Origin of the sequence: Nonomuraea coxensis DSM 45129 (assembly GCF_019397265.1) — a bacterium.
Taxonomy (GTDB): Bacteria; Actinomycetota; Actinomycetes; order Streptosporangiales; family Streptosporangiaceae; genus Nonomuraea; species Nonomuraea coxensis.
The window spans coordinates 3592471-3610187 of sequence record NZ_CP068985.1 but is presented as its reverse complement, the minus strand read 5'-3'; the positions used below and the strand labels follow the sequence as shown (position 1 = coordinate 3610187).

The window sequence follows — 17717 nt, the reverse complement described above, 5'->3', positions numbered from 1 at the left end:
GAGCATGACCGTGATCCACGCCCGACCGCCCCGTCTGACCGCGCCCGACCCCGCCGTCCTGTCCCGCGTGGAGGCGGCGGTGCCGGGCATCGCCAGGACAAGGGCGAGCGACCGGCTCGGCATGGCCCACGACGCCTCGCACTACCTGCTGACCCCGGAGGCGGTGCTGGTGCCGGAGAGCGCCGGGCAGGTGGCGGCGCTGCTGCGGACCGGGCTGCCGCTGACGTTCCGCTCCGGCGGCACCAGCCTCAGCGGGCAGGGCGTCAGCGAGCACCTGCTGGTGGACACGCGCCGGCACTTCAGGGACATCGAGGTGCTGGACGGCGGGGCCCGGGTGCGGGTGCAGCCGGGCGCGGTGCTGCGCCAGGTCAACGCCCGCCTCGCGCCCTACGGCCGCAAGCTCGGCCCCGATCCGGCGAGCGAGTCGGCGTGCACGATCGGCGGGGTGGTCGCCAACAACTCCAGCGGCATGACCTGCGGCACGCACGCGAACACGTACCGGACGCTGGAGTCGATGACGCTCGTGCTGGCGAGCGGCACCGTCGTCGACACCGGCGCGCCGGACGCCGACGAGCGGCTGCGGGCGCTCGAACCCGAGCTGGCCGAGGGCCTGCTGCGGCTGCGCGACCGGGTGCGCGGCAACCCCGGCTCGGTGCGGCGGGTCCAGGCGCAGTTCTCGCTGAAGAACACCATGGGCTACGGGCTCAACAGCTTCCTCGACCACGACACCCCCGCGCAGATCCTCGCCCACCTGGTCATCGGCAGCGAGGGCACGCTCGGCTTCGTCGCCGAGGCGGTGCTGCGCACCGTCCCCGCGCATCCGCTGGCCGCCACCGGGCTGCTCGTCTTCCCCTCCCTGGGGCGGGCGATGGCCGCCATGCCGGAGCTGGTGGCCGCGGAGCCGGCCGCGGTGGAGCTGCTGGACGCCGAGTCGCTGCGGGTCGCCCAGGCCGACCCGAAGGCCGACGACGTGCTGCGCTCGATGACGGTCGCCGGGCACGCGGCGCTGCTGGTCGAGTGGCAGGAGTCCGACGCCGGCGCGCTGGCCGGGCGGGAGCGGGCCGCCGAGGAGGTGTTCGGCGCGCTGGAGCTGGCCGCGCCGGCCCGGCTGAGCCGCGACGCCCGGGGCCGGGCCGCGCTCTGGCACATCCGCAAGGGCCTGTACGCCGCCGTCGCCGGCGCCCGCCCCTCCGGCACGACCGCCCTGCTGGAGGACGTCGCCGTGCCGGTGCCCGCCCTGGCGGACCTGTGCGAGGAGCTGACCGCGCTGTTCGCCAAGCACCGCTACGAGCGCAGCGTCGTCTTCGGCCACGCCAAGGACGGCAACCTGCACTTCATGCTGAACGAGCGCTTCGCCACCGACCTGGAGCGCTACGCCGACTTCACCGAGGACCTGGTGACGGCCGTGCTGGAGCGCGGCGGCACGCTGAAGGCCGAGCACGGCACCGGCCGGGTCATGGCGCCGTTCGTCCGCCGCCAGTACGGCGACGAGCTGTACGAGGTGATGCGCGAGGTCAAGCGCCTGTGCGACCCGGCCGGCACGCTCAACCCGGGCGTCGTCCTCACCGACGCCGCCGACGCGCACCTGCGCGACCTCAAGAACGTGGTCACCGTCGAGCCCGAGGTCGACCGGTGTGTCGAGTGCGGCTACTGCGAGCCGGTCTGCCCCAGCCGCGACCTGACCACCACGCCCCGCCAGCGCATCGTGCTGCGCCGCGAGCTGGCCGCGGCCCGCGAGGCGGGTGACGGCGCGCTGGCCCGCGCGCTGGAGGCCGACTACGGCTACGACGCGGTGGACACCTGCGCCGTGGACGGCATGTGCGCGACCGCCTGCCCCGTCGGCATCAACACCGGCGACCTGACCAAGCGGCTGCGCGCCGAACGCCACGGCCGCGCCGCCCGCGCCGGCTGGAACGGCGCGGCCCGGCACTGGGACGGCGTCACCCGCGCGATGAACCTGGCCCTGGACACGGCGGCGGCGGTCCCGCCCGCGCTGGCCGAGGGCGCGAGCCGGGCGGCCCGCGCCGTCGCGGGCGCCGAGGCGGCACCTCAGTGGAGCAGGGACCTGCCCCGGGGCGGCCGGCCCCGCCTGCCGGTCCCCGCCGCCGCGCCCGACGCCGTCTACCTGCCGTCCTGCCTGAACACGATGTTCGCCCCGGCCGACGGCGGGCCGGGCGTGATGGCCGCGGTGCGGCGCCTGGCCGCGCGGGCCGGGGTCACGCTGCGCGTCCCCGACGGGGTCGCGGGCCTGTGCTGCGGCACGCCCTGGTCGTCGAAGGGCTACGCCGACGGCCACCGGACGATGGGCGAGCGCGTCCGCGAGGCGCTGACGGAGGCCACGGACGGCGGGCGGATCCCGGTGATCACCGACGCCGCCTCCTGCACCGAGGGTTTCCACCGGCTCGGCCTGGACGCGGCGGGCGTGCGGGTCGTGGACGCGGTGGCCTTCGCCGCCGAGCACCTGCTGCCCCGCCTGACCGTCGTCCGCCGCCTGCCCTCGCTGGCGCTGCATCCCACCTGCTCCTCCACGCAGCTCGGCCTGGACGGGGCGATCGCCCGGATCGCCGAGGCCGTCGCCGAGGAGGTCGTCGTCCCCCAGGGCTGGCAGTGCTGCGCCTTCGCCGGTGACCGGGGCCTGCTGCATCCGGAGCTGACCGCGTCGGCGACCCGCGCCGAGGCCGCCGCGGTGCGGGCGGGGAGGCACGCGGCCCACGCCTCGGTCAACCGCACGTGTGAGCTCGGCCTGACCCGCGCCACCGGCGACTCCTACCACCACCTGCTCGAACTCCTCGACCAGGCCACGAGCTCCGCGTGACGAGCCGGGCGTTCCGGCGTCAGCCGCCGAAGTAGCCGGTGTCCACATAGCCGATGACCTTGATGCCGGCGGCGTGCGCGGCCGCCAGGGCGCTCGTGCAGGCGGGCTCGGCCTCGTCGGCCGGGCCGTTGAAGACGTTCGCGACCAGCATGCCGGGCCTGCCCGCCGCGGTGTTCATGCAGCGGAAGGGCCAGGAGCACGGCTGCGAGCACGCCCCGCGAATGCGCGAAGCCGTGTTCAGCGCCGGCGCGGCAGCCGCAGCGCCATGACGGCGATGTCGTCCAGGCCGGTGGTCGGGAGCTCGCTCAGCAGGGCGTCGCAGAAGCTGTCCACGGGCCGGTCCGCGAACCGTTCGGCGGCCAGCCTGAGCCGTTCCAGGCCGCGGTCCAGGTGCTCGCCCGCCCGCTCCACGAGACCGTCGGTGTAGAGCAGGAGCGTGCCGCCCGGCGGCAGCGGCTCCTCGCGCGACGCGCGCCGCTCGCCGGGGAGAGCACCGAGCAACGGGCTCACGCCCTCCTCCAGGAAGCGGCCCCGGCCTCCGGGCTCGACCAGCAGCGGCGGCGGGTGGCCGGCCACCGCGTAGTCCAGGCGGTGGCCGCGGCCCGCGGGCTCCACGCGGGCGACCACGCAGGTCGCGGTGACCTCCCCGGCCAGCGACTCCATCGCCGTGTCGAGCCGGGACAGGATGTCCCCCGGCGGCTCCCGGCGGTCCATGGCGAGGGCGCGCAGCATGTTGCGGAGCTGGCTCATGGCGACGGCGGCGTTCAGGTCGTGGCCGGCCACGTCGCCGATCACCAGCATCGGCACGCCGTCGGGCAGGACGAAGGAGTCGTACCAGTCGCCGCCGACCTCCGCCGCGCTCGGGCTCGCCCGGTAGCGCGCCACGATGCGCAGGCCCGGCAGGCGCGGCGGCTCGGCGAGCAGGCTGTACTGCAGGGCCAGCGCGACCTGCTGGGTCCGCTGGAACCGGATGGCCCGGCTCAGCGCGTCGTGGGTGTGGTCGAACATCAGGTCCAGCAGCTTCGCGTCGTCCTCGCCGATGGGCGGACGGTCGCCGCAGGTCACGGCGACGACCACGGCGGGCACGGTCCCGTCCACCACGACGGGCAGGATCAGCGCGCCGTTGCCGCCGCTGTCCCGCAGCCACGGCCGGGTCACGTCGGGGACGACGCCCGGCGGCGGCGAACCGGCAGGGAACGTCCTGCGCAGGGGCCGCCGCCGCCGGACGGCCTTGACGAACGCGTGCCGGCCGGGCAGCCGCTCCTCGACGTACGACGCCGGGGTCCGCAGGCCGGGCCGGGCGGTGGTGGCCACCCGCCGGACGATGAGCGGCGCGTCGCCCTGGCGCCCGTCGGCGAGGTCGGTGACGAGGTAGACGCTGCAGCCGTCGGCGATCTCCGGCACGATCACCCCGGCCAGCGCGTCCAGCATCTCCTCCAGGCTGCGCAACCGCGCCGTGGCGCCGGCGGCGCGGTCGAGCAGGCGCTGCGCCCGCTGCTCGCGCCACTGGTCCTCGATGTCGGTGCTGGACCCCACCCACTCGACCACCCGGTCGTCCTCGCAGATGGGCACGGCGCGGAGCCGGAAGTGCCGGTAGCCGCCGTACCTGGTGCGCAGCCGGTAGACGTGCTCCCACGTCCCGCTGACGTCGTCGACGGCCCGCGCCCAGGACTTGATCGTGTCCCGGCGGTCGTCGGGGTGGACCATCCGCAGCCAGCCCTGGCCGCGGTACTCCTCCCACGTCTGGCCGGTCACCCGCTCCCAGTTGGGGCTCGGCTCGCGTACGTGGCCGTCGCGGCTGGTCACCCAGATGATCGGCGCGCTGATCTCCATGAGGCTGGCCAGCCGGTGCAGGAGGCGGCGGCGTTCCTCGGCGATGGCGGCGATCCGGCGGGCCGCGCCGACCTGGTCGGTCACGTCGATCACCATGGCCAGCACGCCGTGGTCGCCGGGGCCGAAGGAGATCCGCGACAGGCTGGCGGTGAAGAACCGTTCCGGCACGGGGCGCTCGCTGGAGGGCAGCTCGGGCTCGGCCATGATCATGATCGGCTCGCCGGTGGCGTGGACGTGGTCGAAGCGCGGGCGGTAGTAGCGCTGGACGAACCTGGCGAACGACTCCTCCACCGGCACCTTGCCGCCGGGGTCCCTGAACAGCGACTGGAACAGGGCGTTCGTGTAGACCAGCCGGTGCTCGGGGCCCCGCGTCACCACGACGCCGACCGGCGCGGGATCGAGCATGTCCAAGGCCAGGCCGCTGTCGTCGCGGCCGTCATCCGCACCCATGGCGACCTCCCCCGATGGCCACGTGCAGGGGTGCCCTACCCGGTGAGGGGCGCTCGATGCCGCGCGCGTGCCCGCCCGGCCGGCCGGCAGTAGTTCGTGACACGAATTTTCGCTTCTGGACGGCTGTTACGCTGAGCGCGTGACAGGAGACGACGACGGGCGGATCGGCGTGGTGGCCGCGCTGGTGCGCGGCGCGTTCCTGGTGAACGCCGTCTACACGGAGTCCGCCAGGGAGTTCGGCCTCACCGCGCAGCAGGGGCAGTTGTTGTGCGTGCTGATGCCGGGCCCGTACGGGATGGGCGAGCTGGGCGCGACGCTGGGGCTGGCCAAGTCGAGCCTCACCGGCCTGGTGGACCGCACCGAGCGCAACGGCCTGGTCAGGCGCGGGCCGGACCCGCGCGACTCCCGGGCGGTGCGGATCGCGCTGACCAGGAAGGGCGCGGCGCTCGCCGAGCGGTTCTACGCCGAGACCTGCCGGCGGGTGGAGCGGCTGACGGACGAGCTGTCCGGCGCCGGACGCGACACGCTCGCCGCGCTGCTCGGCTCCGTCGTGACGGCCAACAAGGTCCCCGTGGTGTTCCAGGAACCGGCCCAGGGAGTTGAAGTTCGCGCTACGAACTAATACGGTTCGTACAACGAACTACATTCTCTCCGGAAGGCACCCTCATGTCCGCATCCGGCGTCGTCTTCGGTTTCGGCGCACCCGGCGGCGTCGGCGCGGCGCGCGAGCTGTCACGCCTGGCCGAGCAGGCCGACCGCGACGGGCTCGACCTGTTCTCCCTGTCGGACCACCCCTACCTCGGCGAGCGCCTGGACGCCTACGCCGCGCTCGGCTTCGTCCTCGGCCGCACCCGGCGCCTGTCCGGCCTGGTCAACGTCACCAACCTGCCGACCAGGCCCGCCCCCGTGCTGGCCAGGACCGTCACGTCGCTGGCGGCGCTGGCGGACGGCCGGGTCCTGCTCGGCATGGGCGCGGGCGGGCTGTGGGACCGGATCGCCGCCATGGGCGTGCCCCGGCTGTCGCCCAGCGCGGCCGTGGAAGCGTTCGAGGAGGCGATCGTCCTCGTCAGGCTGCTGTCGGGCGGCGGCCCTCCGGTCACCTTCGAGGGCCGCCACTACCAGGTGCACGGGATCGAGCCGGCCCCGGTGGCCGCCCCTCCGGTGTGGACCGGCTCCAACGGCCCGAAGTCGCTGGCCGCGACGGGCCGGGTGGCCGACGGGTGGATCCCCGGCCACGCCGCCGACTGGCTGAGTGAGCGCTACCGCACCTCGCGGCCGATCATCGACGAGGCCGCGGCGGCCGCCGGCCTCGACCCCGGCGAGATCCGCACGGTCTACAACCTGCCCGGCCGCGTCACCGACCGGCCGCTCGCCGCCACCCGCGACCGCGACGGCCGCTGGCTCGGCGGCTCGCCCGCCCAGTGGGCCGAGGAGCTGACCGGGGCCGTGCTCGAACACGGCGCGTCCGGCTTCATCCTCTTCTCGGCCGAGCAGGGCGCCGCCGGCCAGGTCGCACTCGGCCGCTGGGCCGGGGAGATCGCCCCCGCCGTACGGGAGGCGGTCGCCAAGGAGCGCGGCTGAGCGGCGCTCAGGAGCAGAAGTCCGTGATCGTGCCGGCGAGCACGGCGGTCAGGCGGTCCACCGAGGCGAGGTCCGCCCACTCGCGGGCCGCGTGGGCGCCCTCGCCGTCCACGCCGAAGAGCAGGCAGGGGATGCCGGCGCGGTCCAGCAGCGCGGCGTCGGTCCAGAACGGCTCGCCGCGCACGGCGGGCGGATGCCCGAGCACCGCCTCCGCGTTCCTCGTCAGGGTGCGGACGATCGCCGACTCCGGGTCGGCCGCGAACGGCTCCCGGTGCAGGCCGGGCGTCAGGCGGTAGCGGAAGTCCGGGACCGTGACGGCGAGCCGGCCGAGCAGCGCGGCCAGCTCCGCCTCGGCCGTGGCGGCGTCCTCGCCGGGGACGGTACGGCGTTCGAGGGTGATCGAGCAGTGCTCGGGATAGGTCGCGGGCTCCCGCCCCCCGGAGATGACGGAGGCGTGCACGGTGCCGGTGCCGAGCAGCGGATGAGCCGGGCCCCGCGCGAGCCGCGCCCCCAGCTCCTCCAGCGCTACCAGGAAGTGCCCGGCCTTGGCGATGGCGTCGACGCCGAGGTCGGGGCGGGAGCCGTGCGCCGCGCGGCCCTCGACGCGCACCTCGAACCAGGCGAAGCCCTTGTGGGCGAGGGTGACCTCCAGGTGGCTCGGCTCGGTGACGATCGCCGCGTCGGCGGTGAAGGACTCCAGCACCTCCTCGGTGCCGGAGCTGCCGTGCTCCTCGTCGGCGACGCAGGCGAGCAGCACGTCGCCGCGCAGCGGCCCGCGGGCGGTGGCGCGGGCGGCGGCGGTCATCATGGCGGCGAGGCCGCCTTTCATGTCGAAGGCGCCGCGGCCGTGCATGCGGCCGTCCCTGACCCTCGGGTCGAGGGGGTCGCCGTCGTAGCCGGTCAGGCCGACGGTGTCGAGGTGGCCGTTGAGCATGAGCGAGCGGCCGCCGCCGGAGCCGCGCGCGACCGCGACGAGCGAGGGCCGGCCGGGGCGCCGCTCCAGGGTGTGCACCTCGAAGCCGCGCCCGGCCAGCCAGGCGGCGCAGAAGGCGGCGATCGCGCTCTCGCCCGCGCCGCCGGCCACCAGGTCCGGGTTGACGGAGTCGATCGCGATCAGCCGCGCCAGCAGGCCGGCGGGGTCGTCGTCCGCGGGCAAGGGCGTCTCAGGGGAAGTCTCGGGGAGCATGGCGTCCTCTCGCCTGGGGGCGGGTCAGGGCTCGGGGGCATGGCGTCCACTCGCCTGGGGTGGGTCAGGGCTCGGGGAGCATGGCGTCCACTCGCCTGGGGCTGGTCAGGGCTCGGCGTGCGGGTTGGCGTCCGGGCCCTCGGTGCTGAGCAGCACGGCCACCGAGGCGGGGCCGAGGCCCAGCGCCGCCCGGTGCCCGGCGGCGTTCTCCCCGGTGAGCAGCGCGCGCAGCCCCGCGAGCGCGGCGGCCCCGCAGGGCCCGGAGCGTACGCCGAGCGCGGCGAGATCGGCGGCGGCCCGGGCGCCGGCGGCGTCGGAGACCGCCACCGCGGCGTCCAGCCCGTCCCGCAGGAAGGGCCAGGCGAGGCTGGAGGGGGTGCCGCAGTTCAGCCCGGCCATGGTGGTCTCGCCGGTGGAGAGGCTGACGGGCTCGCCCCGGGCGAGGCTCGCGAGCACGCACGCCGCGGCCTCAGGTTCGACGGTCACCAGCGCCGGAGGGCGGCCCGCGCGGCGGCTGCGGTAGTGGGTGACGACGGACTGCGCCAGCGACCCCACGCCCGCCGGCACGCACACCAGGTCGGGCCCGTCGATCCCGGCGGCGGCGAGCTGCTCGTCGATCTCGGCGCTGAGGGTGGAGTAGCCCTCGACGATCCAGCCGGGGATCCGCTCGTAGCCGGGCCAGGCGGTGTCCTGGACGAGGACCGTGCCCGGCGCGGACGCGGCCTCGGCGGCGAGGCGTACGGCGTCGTCGTAGGAGCCGGGGACCTCGGTCACCTCGGCGCCCTCGTCGGCGATGGCCGCGACGGCCCGCGGGTGGACCCCGCGCGGGACGAGCACGCGGGCGCGCTGCCCGAGCAGGCGAGCCGTGCGGGCCACGGCCCTGCCGTGGTTGCCGTCGGTGGCGGTCACCAGGGTGACGGGGCCCTCCTCGTCGCGTTCGGCGAGCACCCGGTGCACGGCCCAGGACGCCCCGAGGGCCTTGAACGCGGGCAGCCCGAGCCGCCGCGACTCGTCCTTGACGAAGACCCGGCCGAGCCCCAGCTCCGCCGCCGTCGGCGGGAGCTCGGTCAGCGGGGTGGGCGCGTAGCCGGGCAGCCCGGTGTGGAAGCGGCGCACCTCGGCGGGCGCGGGGGCGCACCTCCAGGCGCGGGCGGCGGGGGGCGCGAACCAGGGGCTGCGGAGGGAGGCGTTGTGCGGCACCTTCCCAGGGTGCACCGCTCGCGCCCGCCACGCATGGGGACACGCGCTAAGATCGTCCCAAGAAAGCGCTTTCCACCCCTTTCGACAGCAAGGTACGCCATGACCGACCCCGTCGTGCCCGCCATCGTCAACCTCGACGTCCCCGGCCCCGTGATCAGCCGGCACCTGTACGGCCACTTCGCCGAGCACCTGGGCCGTTGCATCTATGGGGGCTTCTACGTGGGCGAGGACAGCGACCTGCCCCACGCGGGCGGCATCCGCCTCGACGTCGTGGCCGCGCTGCGCGCCCTCGACATCCCCAACCTGCGCTGGCCGGGCGGCTGCTTCGCCGACGAGTACCACTGGATGGACGGCATCGGCCCGAAGGAGCGGCGCCCCTCGATGGTCAACACCCACTGGGGGAACGTCGAGGAGAACAACCATTTCGGCACGCACGAGTTCATGGCGCTGTGCGAGCTGCTCGGGGCGGAGCCGTACATCAGCGGCAATGTCGGCTCCGGCACGGTCAGGGAGATGAGCGACTGGGTGGAGTACCTCACCCGCGACGGCGACTCCCCCATGGTCCGGCTGCGCAGGGCCAACGGCCGCGAGCAGCCCTGGCGGGTGCGCTTCTGGGGGCTCGGCAACGAGGCGTGGGGCTGCGGCGGCCACATGCGCGCCGAGCAGTACGCCGCCGAGGCCCGCCGCTACGGCACCTACTGCCGCGACCACGGCGGCAACACGCTCTACCGCGTCGCCGCGGGCGCCAACGGCGCCGACTACGCCTGGACCGAGACCCTGATGAAGCAGCTCGGCGACCTGGGCTGCGCCTACCGGCCCGCGCCGTTCATGCAGGCGCTGTCGTTCCACCACTACACGATCCCCGGCACCTGGCAGGACAAGGGCGCGGCCACCGTCTTCGGCACCGACGACCACTACCGCACGATGGTGCAGGCCGCCCGCGTGGACGAGCTGATCACCGGCCACTCCAACGTCATGGACTGCTACGACCCGGGCGGGAACGTCGGCCTGGTGCTCGACGAGTGGGGCACCTGGTGGAACGTGGAGCCGGGCACGAACCCGGGCTTCCTCTACCAGCAGAACACGCTGCGCGACGCGCTCGTGGCGAGTCTCCACTTCGACGTCTTCCACCGGCACGCCCGCCGCCTGGTCATGGCCAACATCGCCCAGACCGTGAACGTGCTCCAGGCCATGATCCTCACCGATCCCGGCAGCGGGGCGCTCGTCCTGACGCCGACGTACCACGTGTTCGAGATGAACAAGGGCCACCAGGACGCCGTCTCGCTGCGCGTGGACCTGCCCGCCGGCACGCCGGAGCGCGCGGTCGGCGACGCGCGGCTCGCCACCGTCTCGATGTCGGCCAGCCGCAAGGACGGCCGGGCGCTGTTCTCCCTGTCCAACCTGGACGCGGACGAGCCGGCCGAGGTGGAGCTGGACCTGCGCGGCGGCGCGCTCGCGGAGGTGAGCGCCCGGATCCTGACCGCCGGCCGGCTCCAGGACCACAACACCCCGGACGCGCCCGAGACGGTCGCGCCCCGGCCGTACGAGGTGCGCGCCACGCGCGCCGGGCTGCGGGTACGCCTGCCCGCCCACTCCTTCGTCACCGTGACGGGGCGGCTGGCGGCGGGCTCCGGCACATAGGCCCTTGACTCCTGGTGATGGTCGCGTTGACACTCATGCACAACCCCCTTCGCTCGGCTGTTATCGCGAGCCCAGCCCCGCAGTGTTAGCGCTAACACACGCCCGCCCCCCGCCCCTGACCAGGAAGGGCCGTACCGCGATGTACCGCAGAAGAGCACTCGTCCTGCTCGCCGCCTTATGGGCGGCGCTCGCCATCAACGTCTCCCCCGCCTCGGCCGCGAACACCGCCTACGTCTTCGCCTACTTCACCGAGTCCCCGAACATGAACGGCGCCAGCTACGGCCTGCACCTCGCCGTCAGCCAGGACGGCCTCAACTGGACGCCGCTCAACCAGAACAACCCCGTCGTCACCCCGACCGCCGGCACGCTCGGCCTGCGCGACCCGTTCGTCCTGCGCAAGCAGGACGGCACGTTCGTCGTCCTCGCCACCGACCTCAACGGCACCGACTTCGGGCAGAACAACCATTACCTGCACGTGTGGGACTCCACCGACCTGACCTCCTTCACCGGCTACCGCCGGATCAGGATGCACAACCTGAACACCCACACCTGGGCCCCGACCGCGTTCTGGGACGCCTCCCGCGGCCAGTACGGCATCGTCTACTCGGCCAACAACGGCAGCACCGACGTCTTCATGGTCAACTACACGACCGACTTCCGCACCGTCACCGCCAACCAGGTGTACTTCAGCCCCGGCTTCCCCGTGCTGGACGGCGACATCGTCGTGGACGGCTCGACCTTCTACCTTTACTACAAGAACCTGTCCAACGGCCTGCTGTACGGCGCCCGCTCCAGCACCGGCGCCGCCAACAGCTACACCACCTACACGAGCGGCCTGCGCCAGGGCAACGCCATCGAGGCGCCGATGCTCGTCAGGAACAACGACGGCGGGGGCTGGCGGCTGTGGGGCGACTCCTTCAGCCCGGTCAACAACGACTACTACGCCTGGTCCACCTCGAACGTCGGCGGCAACTCCTGGACGGCGCTGAGCCAGCGCGCCTACACCCCGCCGCTGAACGCCAAGCACGGCTCCATCGCCGGGATCAGCGCCGCCGAGTACAACGCCCTCGTCTCCCGCTGGGGCCTGCCGGGCTGGACGCGGCTGAAGTCGTCGAACTTCCCCGACCGCTACGTCCGGCACTACGACTACGCGGGGCGGCTGGACGCCTATCCCTTCGACCCGTACCAGGACCAGCTCTGGCGGATGGTGCCCGGCCTGTCCGACCCGGCCGGGGTGTCGTTCGAGTCGGTCAACTATCCCGGCCGCTACCTGCGGCACTACAACTACGAGATCCGGCTGGAGGCGAGCGACGGCACCGCCGCCTTCCACTCCGACGCCACCTTCCACCGGGTCGCGGGGCTCGCCGACCCGGCCTGGTCGTCGTTCCGCTCCGCCAACTACCCCGACCGCTACCTGCGGCACGCGAACTACCTGCTGCGCATCGACCCGATCAGCAGCGCGACGGACCGGGAGGACGCGACGTTCCGCGTCACCCCCTGACTCCCGTCCGGGCCGCCCGCCGTCACGAGCCGGAGCGCAGCAGCTCCGCGGCCTCCTGGTAGGCGGCCGCGGCCCGGTCGAAGTAGTCGTAGAGGACCTCCAGCTGCTCCGGCGAGTAGCCGGCCAGGATCTCGCCGACCTTCCCCCGGGCGGGGGCCAGCACCTCGTCGAGCCCGGCGGGCCGGCCGACCGGCTCGACGATCACCTTGCGGCGGTCGTCGGGGGCGGGGACGCGGCGGACGTAGCCGGCCTGCTCCAGCCGGTCGATGAGCCGCGTGGTCGGCCCGGTGGTCAGCCCGGTGCGGGCGCCGAGCTCGCCCGGGGTCATGGCGCCCGCCAGTTCGAGGACGTTCAGCGCGTACAGGTCGGTGGCGCCGAGGTCGCACACCTTGGCGCCGGCCTGGCCGTGCAGCATGACCGCGCTGAGATAGCGCCGGTAGCGCCGGCTCGCCTCCGCCTGTCCACCCGTCATTGACACCCGGTCCTCCGCTTCCCATCATCTTCCGCGAAGAAGATAGATCTTTGAGGAAGAAACTTCTCTTCTGCAGGCACAACGATAGGGGCATCACCATGGCCCGCACCACCACTTCCTCCGCCAGTACGCGCATAGCCTGGCGCTCATGGTGAGATACGCGGTCGGGCTGCCGAACGTCGGCGAGTTCGGCGACCCTCAGGTGCTGACGGAGCTGGGCGTGGCGGCCGAGGAGCACGGCTGGGACGGGGTGTTCCTGTGGGACCACCTGCTCTACCACGACCGGGACTGGCCGGTCGTGAACCCGACGGTGGTGCTGTCGGCGATCGCCGCGCGTACCCGCAGGGTCAGGATCGGCGCGCTGATGGCGGCCCTGCCCCGGCGGCGGGTGCAGACGGTGGCCAAGGAGAGCGCGACGCTGGACCTGCTGTCCGGCGGACGGCTGGTCTTCGGCGCCGGCCTCGGCTCGATGGACGCCGAGTACGCCGAGTTCGGCGAGGACCCCGACCTGAAGAGGCGCGCCGCCCGGCTGGACGAGGGCCTGGCGGACCTGACCCGGCTCTGGGCGGAGCTGCCGCCCGCGCCGGCGCAGCGGCCGCGGATCCCCGTCTGGTGCCCTGGGCGGTGGCCGGTCCGCGCCGGGTTCCGGCGGGCGGCCCGATGGGACGGGGCGATGCCGACCTTCCACGAGTACGGGCGGGAGCGGCCGGTGCCCGCCGCGGAGTTCGCCCGCGTGGTGGACTTCCTGGGCGAGCAGCGGGGCTCGCTGGACGGGTTCGACATCGCGCTGGAGGGCCGGGCCGCGGACGGGCTCGTCGAGGCGTACGCGGAGGCGGGCATGACGTGGTGGGTGGAGGCGATGGGCTGGTGGCGGGGCGGCGTCGCCGACGCCCGCGCCACCATCGCGGCCGGCCCGCCCCGCTGACCCCGCCCGCCGGGCGAGCGCGCGCCGGTCAGTCGTCGGCGGCGACGATCAGCGTCACGGCGCCGGCGGTGCGGTCGATGGTGATGACCTCATGGAAGTCCTGGTGGACGCGGCCCCAATCGTGGTGGGCGCGCTCGCCGAGGTCCTTGAGCCGGTACCGGGCGGTGGCCCGGCGGATCCGGTCGAAGACCTCGGCCTCCAGCACGTCCCGTAGCCCTGGCGGGAGGCCGCCGTGCTGCCTCGCCCAGCCGGACATCGTCGCGATCACGGCGGGCGCGTCGACGGGTTCGTACGCCCGCGCGGTGACATGGCGCAGCCAGTAGGGGCCGTGGCGGATCCCGCCGGGGGTGACGCCGCCTCCGGCGTAGTCGTCGCGGAACTGCTCGTGCCGGATGACGGCGGTCACCAGGCCGAGGTCGCCGGTCTCCGGCGCGAGCACCTCGAAGTGCTTGAGGTCCACCCAGCGGAAGCCGTGCGCGCCGGGGTCGGCGAAGGGGTGGTCGCGGAAGCCGATGAAGTCCCGGCCCCGGTGGGCCAGCAGCGGGTCCGGAGTCGCCGCCGTCACCCGCTCCTCCGTGTACTTCTCCATCGGTTCACGGTATGCCGGTACGCCCTCCTGGACGCGAGTGTCGCCCTCCGGAAGTTTGATCTTCATGAGATAGGCGCTAATGTCGGCGGTTGACACCATTGGGGGAAGGGCGGTGAAGGCCAGGTGGCCGAGACGAGGGGCGTGTTACTGCCCGCGTACGTGGTGGCCGACGAGTCCGCCTCCATGGGGCCACACCACCAGGCCCTGTCGGCGGGGCTCGCGTCCCTGTGCAACGGGCTGCGCGCGGAGCCGATGATCGCGGCCAAGGTGCGGCTGGCCATCCTCGGCTTCTCCGACGACGTGCAACTGCGGCAGGGCCTCAGCGACATGCGGACGGTCGAGCGGCTGCCGATGCTCGCCGTACGCGGGGCGACCAACTACGGCGCGGCCTTCGCCGACCTCGGGCGGCGCATCCCGCACGACATCCAGGCGCTCAAGAACGACGGCTACAAGGTGCACCGCCCGGTCGCGTTCTTCCTGAGCGACGGCCAGCCCACCGACGGCCGGCACTGGCACGAGCCGCACCGCAGGCTCGTGGACCGCGAGGCGACGCCGTTCGCGCCCAACATCATCGCCTGCGGCATCGGCTCGGCGCGGGCCGACACGATGCTGCAGGTGGCCACCCGCAGGGAGTTCGCCTTCGTCGCGGTGCCCAGCGCCGACATCGGCACGGCGATCGCGGAGTTCTTCCACGCGCTGACGGCGAGCCTGGTCGCCTCCGGCCGGGCCCTGGCCGGCGGCGAGCCGCAGCTCGTGGTGACCCGGCCGGAGCAGTTCCGGCTGGCGATCGACGAGGTCTGACGGCGGCAGGAGTCAGGAAGGTTCCGGGGACGTGCACCGACCGCAGCGGCAGGCCGAGGGGACGCGGGCCTGGCAACGTGTCGTCATCGACGTCCCCGGCCCGCGGTTCGAGCCGACGCCTCCGCGCGTGTCGGGCGGCGTCTGCTCCGACGCCGAGTGCGACGGCTGGTCCACCCCCGGCCTGACGCTCAGGTCGGCCTCGGTGCGGGGCGAGCGGCACCGCTACTACCGCCAGCCCCGGCAGGACGCCGTCTGCGCCGTGCTGCACGAGGAGACCGGCGCCGTGGTGTTCGCCGTGGCCGACGGGCTGTCCAGCGCGAGCGCCGCGACGATCGGCGCGGCCGAGGCCTGCCGGGCGGCGGTCTGGGCGCTGCACGCGCAGCTCGACGAGGGCCGCACCGACTTCCCCGCCGCCGCCAGGCACGCCGCCGGGACGCTGCACCGGCAGGCGGCCGCCCTCCTGCGCCGCGAACCGGACCCCGCGCAGGTCGAGGAGCTGGTCGCCACCACCCTCGTGGCCGGCCTCGCCAGGCCGGGCGGGCACGGCGCGGAGGTCTCCCTGTTCAGGATCGGCGACTCGGCCGCCTGGACGCTCGATCCGGCCCGCGCCCGCTACCGGCCGCTGTTCGCGGAGAAGGCGGACGGGGACCTGGTCCCCACGTCGGTCGCCGCCCTGCCCGGGGTGCCCGAGCCGCTGGAGCGCTGGTCGGGCCGGCTCGCGCCCGGCGAGGTGCTGCTGGTCGGCACCGACGGGTTCGGCGACCCGCTCGGCGACGGCGACGGCCAGGTGGGGGCGCTGTTCGCCGAGCACCTGACCGCGCCGCCGTCCCCGCTGTGGCTGGCCCACCTGCTGGACTTCTCCCGGGAGACGTTCGACGACGACCGGACGCTGCTGGCACTCTGGCCGCGGAGCGAGGCCCCCCGATGAGCCGGACCGACCGCGCCACCCTCACCCTCGGCCGCCGCCTCGGCCAGGGCGGCCAGGGCACCGTGCACGAGGTGCTCAACCGCCGCGTCAACGGCCAGTGGGACGTCGTCTACAAGGAATACGACGCGGGCGTCCTGCGGAGCCTCGACGTGGCCGCGCTCACCGCGATGACCGACCTCGTGGGGCGGCTGCCGGGGTGGGACGCCGCCTGGTTGTGCGACAAGACGGCCTGGCCCGCCGAGCTCGTGGAGACGGACGGCGCGGTCAGCGGGTTCCTCATGCGGGCGGTTCCCCAGAGGTACTTCTTCGACCTGCGGACCCTGTCGGGCGCCGAGCGGCGGCCGGCGACGCTGGAGTTCCTGCTCAACGACGACGCCTACGTCGCCGGCGTCGGCCTGAGGATCAGCGACCGCGACCGCCTGCTGCTCATGGCCGACCTGGCCGGCACGCTGGCCCGCCTGCACGCGATGGACATCGTCGTCGGCGACCTGTCGCCCAAGAACCTGCTGTTCTCCGCCGACGCGCCGCCGGAGTGCTTCCTCATCGACTGCGACGCCATGCGGCTGGCCGGCGCCGAGGCGATGCCGCAGGTGGAGACGCCCGACTGGCGGCTCCCAGGCGGCGAGGAGAAGGGCACGCCGCGCGGCGACGCCTACAAGCTCGCGCTGCTGGTGGTGCGGATCTTCGCCCGCGACCAGACCTCCACCGATCCCGGCCGGCTGGCCGCGGTCAGCCCGGCGCTGGCCGACCTCGCGGCGGCGGGGCTGCAGGAGGACCCCGAGCTGCGGCCGGGCCCCGAGCAGTGGGCCGCGGCGTTACGGGAGGCGGCCGGGTCGGCCTCGGCCGTGCCCACCCTTCCCTCGCCGCCCCCGCCGCCCCCGCCGCCGCCCGGCCCGCCCGGTCCTGGGGGTCCCGTGCCGCTGCCGGCGCAGGGGCGTCCCGGGTTCGCCGTCACCATGCCCAGGATGATCGCCCTCGGCGCGGGCGCGGCGGTGGTCGGGCTGGCGCTCGTCCTGGTCGCCGTGCTGGCGGGACGGGCCCTGCTCGTGACCGTCGAGGGCCCGGGGAACGCGGCGGGCCCGGACGTGACGTCCTCCGGCGACCCGTCCGTGCCCGCCGGGCAGTTCACCTTCTCCCCCAGCCCTCCGCCCACGGAGGTGTTCACCCAGGAGCCCACCGAGGAGCCCACGCCCACGCCCACCGAGGAGCCGTTCCGCCTCTCCGACCTCGACCTCCAGAGCTCCGACCCGACCCCGATCACGGCGTCCGCGCTGCTGCCGAAGTCCTTCACCACCGCCAAGGGCGTGCGCTACACCCTCCGGGCGGGCGGGGTGGCCAAGTGCCCGGACGCCTACCACGACAGCAACGTCCGCTCCGCGCTGCGCAAGGCGAAGTGCAGCAAAATGGTCAAGGGCGCGTACGTCAACCCGGGCGCCCCGGCGAACCGGCGGATCATGGTGTCCGTGTGGGTGGTGCCGCTGAAGAGCGACAACCGGGCCGCCACCGCGTACGGGAGGCTGTCGAACGCCTACGCCGACGACTGGGGCATCGTGTGCCCCAGGAAGGGCCCCGGCTCCGGCCTGTGCCACACCACCTACTGGAACAACGCCCAGACGTGGGGCTGGGTCGGCCACACCCACCGCTACCTGCTGCACACCATGGCCATCTACACCAACCGCTCGAACTCCACCAGCGTGCGCCCCTGGCTCAAGGACGCCTCCAAGGCGGCGTTCAACGCGGCCGGCCCCATGGTCTACCACGACACGGACTGACCTCGCCCGGATGACGGTTCCCG

At 74.3% G+C, this 17717-nt stretch carries 15 protein-coding genes; 9 read left to right on the top strand and 6 right to left on the bottom strand.

The window, feature by feature from the left end; genetic code table 11:
• The first annotated feature begins 4 nt into the window (after positions 1-4).
• Entirely contained in the window at positions 5-2815 is a 2811-nt protein-coding gene (locus Nocox_RS16865) for an FAD-binding and (Fe-S)-binding domain-containing protein (protein WP_020547817.1), read from the top strand.
• A gap of 19 nt (positions 2816-2834) precedes the next feature.
• On the opposite strand, the gene Nocox_RS16860 is transcribed toward Nocox_RS16865, so the two are convergent.
• Entirely contained in the window at positions 2835-2993 is a 159-nt protein-coding gene (locus Nocox_RS16860; protein ID WP_157383533.1) for a hypothetical protein, read from the bottom strand.
• Positions 2994-3052: 59 nt separating this feature from the next.
• Positions 3053-5098, bottom strand: a complete 2046-nt coding sequence (locus tag Nocox_RS16855; RefSeq protein WP_020547819.1) for a SpoIIE family protein phosphatase — start codon at positions 5096-5098, stop codon at positions 3053-3055.
• Positions 5099-5237: 139 nt separating this feature from the next.
• On the opposite strand from Nocox_RS16855, the gene Nocox_RS16850 reads away from it, so the two are divergent.
• Both Nocox_RS16850 and Nocox_RS16845 read left to right on the top strand, forming a co-directional pair.
• On the top strand, positions 5238-5720 hold the full coding sequence (locus Nocox_RS16850; protein WP_020547820.1) for a MarR family winged helix-turn-helix transcriptional regulator: 483 nt from the start codon (positions 5238-5240) through the stop codon (positions 5718-5720).
• A gap of 44 nt (positions 5721-5764) precedes the next feature.
• Positions 5765-6679 carry an LLM class flavin-dependent oxidoreductase gene (locus tag Nocox_RS16845; protein WP_020547821.1) on the top strand — a complete coding sequence of 305 codons (915 nt, stop codon included), beginning with the start codon at positions 5765-5767 and terminating at the stop codon, positions 6677-6679.
• 7 nt (positions 6680-6686) lie between these two features.
• Here the strand turns inward: Nocox_RS16845 and Nocox_RS16840 are convergent, their stop codons facing one another.
• A complete protein-coding gene (locus Nocox_RS16840) occupies positions 6687-7865 on the bottom strand; it encodes an ArgE/DapE family deacylase (protein ID WP_051112804.1) in 1179 nt (392 codons plus the stop codon).
• A gap of 105 nt (positions 7866-7970) precedes the next feature.
• On the bottom strand, positions 7971-9065 hold the full coding sequence (locus Nocox_RS16835) for a diaminopropionate ammonia-lyase (protein ID WP_020547823.1): 1095 nt from the start codon (positions 9063-9065) through the stop codon (positions 7971-7973).
• Between the two features lie 99 nt (positions 9066-9164).
• Here Nocox_RS16835 and Nocox_RS16830 point away from each other — a divergent pair, with 99 nt between their 5' ends.
• Together Nocox_RS16830 and Nocox_RS16825 are read left to right on the top strand one after the other, a co-directional pair.
• Positions 9165-10706, top strand: coding sequence for an alpha-N-arabinofuranosidase (locus Nocox_RS16830; protein ID WP_020547824.1), 1542 nt, complete (start codon positions 9165-9167; stop codon positions 10704-10706).
• Positions 10707-10845: 139 nt separating this feature from the next.
• Positions 10846-12207 (top strand): glycoside hydrolase family 43 protein, encoded by a 1362-nt coding sequence (locus tag Nocox_RS16825; RefSeq protein ID WP_020547825.1) that lies wholly within the window; start codon positions 10846-10848, stop codon positions 12205-12207.
• Positions 12208-12229: 22 nt separating this feature from the next.
• On the opposite strand, the gene Nocox_RS16820 is transcribed toward Nocox_RS16825, so the two are convergent.
• Positions 12230-12679: a MarR family winged helix-turn-helix transcriptional regulator gene (locus Nocox_RS16820; protein ID WP_020547826.1), complete on the bottom strand. Its 450-nt coding sequence runs from the start codon at positions 12677-12679 to the stop codon at positions 12230-12232.
• Between the two features lie 148 nt (positions 12680-12827).
• Between Nocox_RS16820 and Nocox_RS16815 the strand changes: the two genes are divergently transcribed.
• A complete protein-coding gene (locus tag Nocox_RS16815) occupies positions 12828-13604 on the top strand; it encodes an LLM class flavin-dependent oxidoreductase (RefSeq protein WP_020547827.1) in 777 nt (258 codons plus the stop codon).
• Positions 13605-13632: 28 nt separating this feature from the next.
• On the opposite strand, the gene Nocox_RS16810 is transcribed toward Nocox_RS16815, so the two are convergent.
• Complete coding sequence (locus tag Nocox_RS16810; protein WP_020547828.1) at positions 13633-14193, bottom strand: hypothetical protein; 561 nt, start codon at positions 14191-14193, stop codon at positions 13633-13635.
• Between the two features lie 123 nt (positions 14194-14316).
• Here Nocox_RS16810 and Nocox_RS16805 point away from each other — a divergent pair, with 123 nt between their 5' ends.
• From Nocox_RS16805 to Nocox_RS16795, 3 genes are read left to right on the top strand one after another with little or no spacing between them, the layout of a single operon-like run.
• Positions 14317-14994: a vWA domain-containing protein gene (locus Nocox_RS16805; protein ID WP_020547829.1), complete on the top strand. Its 678-nt coding sequence runs from the start codon at positions 14317-14319 to the stop codon at positions 14992-14994.
• 31 nt (positions 14995-15025) lie between these two features.
• Positions 15026-15922: a protein phosphatase 2C domain-containing protein gene (locus Nocox_RS16800; RefSeq protein ID WP_020547830.1), complete on the top strand. Its 897-nt coding sequence runs from the start codon at positions 15026-15028 to the stop codon at positions 15920-15922.
• A complete protein-coding gene (locus tag Nocox_RS16795) occupies positions 15919-17694 on the top strand; it encodes a hypothetical protein (protein WP_026215291.1) in 1776 nt (591 codons plus the stop codon). Before Nocox_RS16800 ends, Nocox_RS16795 begins: the two co-directional genes overlap by 4 nt.
• Positions 17695-17717: the final 23 nt, after the last annotated feature.

Bases quoted from the DNA above. Each gene is read 5' to 3' on its own strand.
- Nocox_RS16865 (WP_020547817.1), top strand. From the start codon at position 5: ATGACCGTGATCCACGCCCGACCGCCCCGTCTGACCGCGCCCGACCCC.
- Nocox_RS16860 (WP_157383533.1), bottom strand. From the start codon at position 2,993: ATGAACACCGCGGCGGGCAGGCCCGGCATGCTGGTCGCGAACGTCTTC.
- Nocox_RS16855 (WP_020547819.1), bottom strand. From the start codon at position 5,098: ATGGGTGCGGATGACGGCCGCGACGACAGCGGCCTGGCCTTGGACATG.
- Nocox_RS16845 (WP_020547821.1), top strand. From the start codon at position 5,765: ATGTCCGCATCCGGCGTCGTCTTCGGTTTCGGCGCACCCGGCGGCGTC.
- Nocox_RS16840 (WP_051112804.1), bottom strand. From the start codon at position 7,865: ATGCTCCCCGAGACTTCCCCTGAGACGCCCTTGCCCGCGGACGACGAC.
- Nocox_RS16830 (WP_020547824.1), top strand. From the start codon at position 9,165: ATGACCGACCCCGTCGTGCCCGCCATCGTCAACCTCGACGTCCCCGGC.
- Nocox_RS16825 (WP_020547825.1), top strand. From the start codon at position 10,846: ATGTACCGCAGAAGAGCACTCGTCCTGCTCGCCGCCTTATGGGCGGCG.
- Nocox_RS16820 (WP_020547826.1), bottom strand. From the start codon at position 12,679: ATGACGGGTGGACAGGCGGAGGCGAGCCGGCGCTACCGGCGCTATCTC.
- Nocox_RS16815 (WP_020547827.1), top strand. From the start codon at position 12,828: ATGGTGAGATACGCGGTCGGGCTGCCGAACGTCGGCGAGTTCGGCGAC.
- Nocox_RS16810 (WP_020547828.1), bottom strand. From the start codon at position 14,193: ATGGAGAAGTACACGGAGGAGCGGGTGACGGCGGCGACTCCGGACCCG.
- Nocox_RS16795 (WP_026215291.1), top strand. From the start codon at position 15,919: ATGAGCCGGACCGACCGCGCCACCCTCACCCTCGGCCGCCGCCTCGGC.